The organism is Caulobacter sp. D5 (assembly GCF_003185805.1).
Lineage (GTDB): Bacteria > Pseudomonadota > Alphaproteobacteria > Caulobacterales > Caulobacteraceae > Caulobacter.
The window spans coordinates 1-3,693 of sequence record NZ_QHJY01000412.1; the positions used below are offsets into that span (position 1 = coordinate 1).

Below are 3,693 nucleotides of genomic sequence, written 5' to 3' on the forward strand. Positions count from 1 at the left end.
GCCGCGACCAGCAACCGCGAACTGCGCGAGCAGCAGAAGACCTTCGACTTCGAGGAGGACGAAGACGGCTTCCAGCTGCCGGAGCTGGCCATGCTGGCCAAGTCCAAACCGCGCTCCTCGGAATTCGACGAAGGCGCCCTGCGCCAGAACGCCCGCCTGCTGGAAAGCGTGCTGGCCGAGTTCGGCGTGAAGGGCCAGATCGACCAGATCCGGCCCGGCCCCGTCGTGACCATGTACGAACTGGTACCGGCCCCGGGTGTGAAGACCGCCCGCGTCGTGGCTCTGGCGGACGACATCGCCCGCTCGATGAGCGTGATCTCGTGCCGCGTGGCCGTGGCCCAGGGCCGCAACGCCATCGGCATCGAAATGCCCAATTCGCGTCGCGAGACCGTCTATCTGCGCGACCTGCTGTCGAGCGCCGACTACGACAAGGCCAGCTCGATCCTGCCCATGGCTCTGGGCGAAACCATCGGCGGCGAGCCCTACATCGCCGACCTGGCCAAGATGCCCCACCTGCTGATCGCCGGCACCACCGGCTCGGGCAAGTCGGTCGGCGTCAACGCCATGATCCTGTCGATCCTCTACAAGCTGCCGCCCGAGAAGTGCCGCTTCATCATGATCGACCCGAAGATGCTGGAGCTGTCGGTCTATGACGGCATCCCGCACCTGCTGGCCCCGGTCGTGACCGACCCGAAGAAGGCCGTCGTGGCGCTGAAGTGGACCGTCCGCGAGATGGAGGACCGCTATCGCCGAATGTCCAAGATCGGCGTGCGCAACATCGGCGGCTACAACGAGAAGGCCAACGAGGCCCTCGAAAAGGGCGAGCACTTCGAGCGGACCGTGCAGACCGGCTTCGACGACGCCGGCCGTCCGATCTACGAGACCGAGCAGATCCGCCCCGAGGCCATGCCCTATCTGGTCGTGGTCATCGACGAGGTCGCCGACCTGATGATGGTCGCCGGCAAGGACATCGAAGGCGCCGTGCAGCGCCTGGCCCAGATGGCCCGCGCCGCCGGCATCCACCTGATCATGGCGACGCAACGCCCGTCGGTCGACGTCATCACCGGCACCATCAAGGCCAACTTCCCGACCCGGATCAGCTTCCAGGTCACCTCCAAGATCGACGCCCGCACCATCCTGGGCGAGCAGGGCGCCGAGCAGCTGCTGGGCCAGGGCGACATGCTCTACATGGCCGGCGGCGGCCGCATCACCCGCCTGCACGGCCCGTTCGTGTCGGACGGCGAGGTCGAAGCGGTGGCCAAGTTCCTGCGCGACCAGGGCATCCCCCAGTACCTGGAAGAAGTCACCGCCGGCGGCGACGAGGAACAGGAAGAGGCCATCGAGGGCGCCTTCGCCGGCGAGGGCGGAGCCAACGACCTCTACGACCACGCCGTGGCCGTGGTCACCCGCGACCGCAAGGCCTCGACCAGCTACATCCAGCGCCGCCTGCAGATCGGCTACAACCGCGCCGCCTCGCTGATGGAGCGGATGGAAAAGGAAGGCGTCGTCGGCGCCGCCAACCACGCCGGCAAACGCGAGATCCTCGCGCCGCCCCCGCCGGCGCTCTAAGGCGCCCTTGCCCAAATACGCCTTCCGCTTCGACGTCGGTCATCGGAAATTCCGAGCCCTCGGGACTCTGGTCTTTCGCGACGACGCCGAAGCGATCGCAGCCTTTGCGGCCTTGGATGCCGAGGGGATGGCCGCTGAACTCTGGCGTCCTGACCGCAAGCGCGTTCTGGCGACCAAGCTGGCGAACGGAACGACCATCGTGGTCGATCAAGCGAAACCATGAGCTTCGCCAGGGGTTCTGCATCGACCCCAACCTGAACGGCCCTTCATCGCAGCGCCGGAAAACGGCCGCGCCATGGCCTTTCCCGCGACGCGCGCACAGGGCAAAGGTGGAGTTGAAGGAGTTCGCATGACCCAGACGACCGATCAGAACCGTCGATCCCTGCTCGCCGCCGGCGGCGCGGGCCTGCTGGCCGCCGTGATCGGCGCGCCCGCTTTCGCCCAGACGCTGTCGGATGAAGACAAGGCGCTGATCGCCAAGGCCACCGCCTATATCCAGGGCCTGTCCAACGCCAAGGGCCGCTTCGTGCAGACCGATCCGCGCGGGGTGACCACGCAAGGCACCCTGTGGCTGCAACGCCCCGGCAAGGCGCGGTTCGAATATGACGGTCCGGGCGGCCTGCTGGTGGTCAGCAATGGCAGCAACGTCAACATCTTCGACAGCCGCCTGAAGACCTTCGAGAGCTATCCGCTCAGCCGCACGCCGCTGGCCCTGCTGCTGGCGCGCGAGGTTCGCCTGGATCGCGGCGTGAAGATCACCGGCGTGCGCAAGCTGGCCGACGGCTTCACGATCGTCGCCCAGGACGCCCGCCGCCAGACCCTCGGCCGACTGGAGATGAACTTCAGCAGCGAACCCGAACTGATCGGCTGGACCATCAGCGACGTGAAGGGCGGCCAGACCCGCGTGCGCCTGTCGGGTCTGGAGAAGGTCGGCGCGATCGACTCGAAGTTGTTCGTCCTGACCGATCCTCGCCGCAGGGTGGGTAAGGGACCGACCGGATAAGGGCGCGTTTGTGACATTCTCACAACATGCAAGTCTGAAGCGCTTTTTCCCTTGAACTAAAAATTTCGACGTGGCACTTTTACCACGCATGGCGATGAGCGCCCGACCCGCTCTTCGCAAACCGTGCCGGATCTATCCCCTCCCGGCGGCGGCATGAGAGACCTGACTTTCGCCCGGACGCCTCGTGCGCCCGGGCGTTTTTCTTTGTGGTCCGCCCACGGCGAGGGTAGGGGAGCGGCATGCGCCTCCGTATCGCCACCTGGAACGTCAATTCCGTCCGCCTGCGCGCCGAACAGGCCGCCCGCTTCGTCGACGAAGCCGCGCCCGATGTCCTGTGCATGCAGGAGATCAAGTGCCAGGAGGGCGAGTTCCCCCGCGAGGCCTTCGAGGCCATGGGCCTGCCGCACCTGAAGATCGCCGGCCAGAAGGGCTGGCACGGGGTGGCCATCGCCTCGCGCCTGCCGATCGAGGACGTCCCGACCCTGATGAACTGCCGCGAGGGCCATGCCCGCTGCGTGGCGGTGAAAGTGGCCGGGGTCGAGATCCAGAATTTCTACATCCCGGCCGGCGGCGACCTGCCCGACCGCGTCGCCAACCCGAAGTTCGACCACAAGCTGGATTTCTACGAGACCCTGACGGCCACCCTGAAAAAGCGCGATCCCAAGGCCCCGCTGATCGTCACCGGCGACCTGAACATCGCGCCGGGCGAAAACGACGTCTGGAGCCACCGCCAGATGCTGAAGGTGGTCAGCCATACCCCGGCCGAGCTCGAGGCCTTCGAGGCCTTCATCAAGTCTATGGACCTGCTGGACCTGCCGCGCCTGGCGACGCCCGAGCCGGAAAAGCTGTTTTCCTGGTGGAGCTACCGCGCCGCCGACTTCCGCAAGTCCAACCGTGGCCTGCGCCTGGACCACATCCTCGCCAGCCCCGGCCTGCGCGAGGCGGCGATCATCGACGGCAAGGTCTCCTCGCGCGTCCACGACAACGTCCGCGAATGGGAACGCCCCAGCGACCACGCGCCGGTGACGGCGGATTTGAAGGTCTAAAGGCGAGGCCGCCCTTTCTCACCTTCTCCCATAGGGAGAAGGAGGGGCCCGCGCCGCAGGCGTGGGAGGATGAGG

4 protein-coding genes are annotated in these 3,693 nt (G+C 66.7%); all 4 read left to right on the top strand.

Translation table 11 applies throughout. The annotated features are described in order from the left end of the window. A partial coding sequence (locus tag DMC18_RS22295) for a DNA translocase FtsK (RefSeq protein WP_255580419.1) occupies window positions 1–1,569 on the top strand: 1,569 nt, incomplete at its 5' end. A 7-nt stretch (window positions 1,570–1,576) separates the two neighbouring features. Next, window positions 1,577–1,792: a hypothetical protein gene (locus DMC18_RS22300; protein ID WP_110121144.1), complete on the top strand. Its 216-nt coding sequence runs from the start codon at window positions 1,577–1,579 to the stop codon at window positions 1,790–1,792. Window positions 1,793–1,918: 126 nt separating this feature from the next. Continuing rightward, window positions 1,919–2,572 (top strand): outer-membrane lipoprotein carrier protein LolA, encoded by a 654-nt coding sequence (locus DMC18_RS22305; RefSeq protein WP_110121143.1) that lies wholly within the window; start codon window positions 1,919–1,921, stop codon window positions 2,570–2,572. A gap of 239 nt (window positions 2,573–2,811) precedes the next feature. After that, window positions 2,812–3,618: an exodeoxyribonuclease III gene (xth, locus tag DMC18_RS22310; RefSeq protein ID WP_110121142.1), complete on the top strand. Its 807-nt coding sequence runs from the start codon at window positions 2,812–2,814 to the stop codon at window positions 3,616–3,618. The last annotated feature ends 75 nt before the right edge of the window (window positions 3,619–3,693 follow it).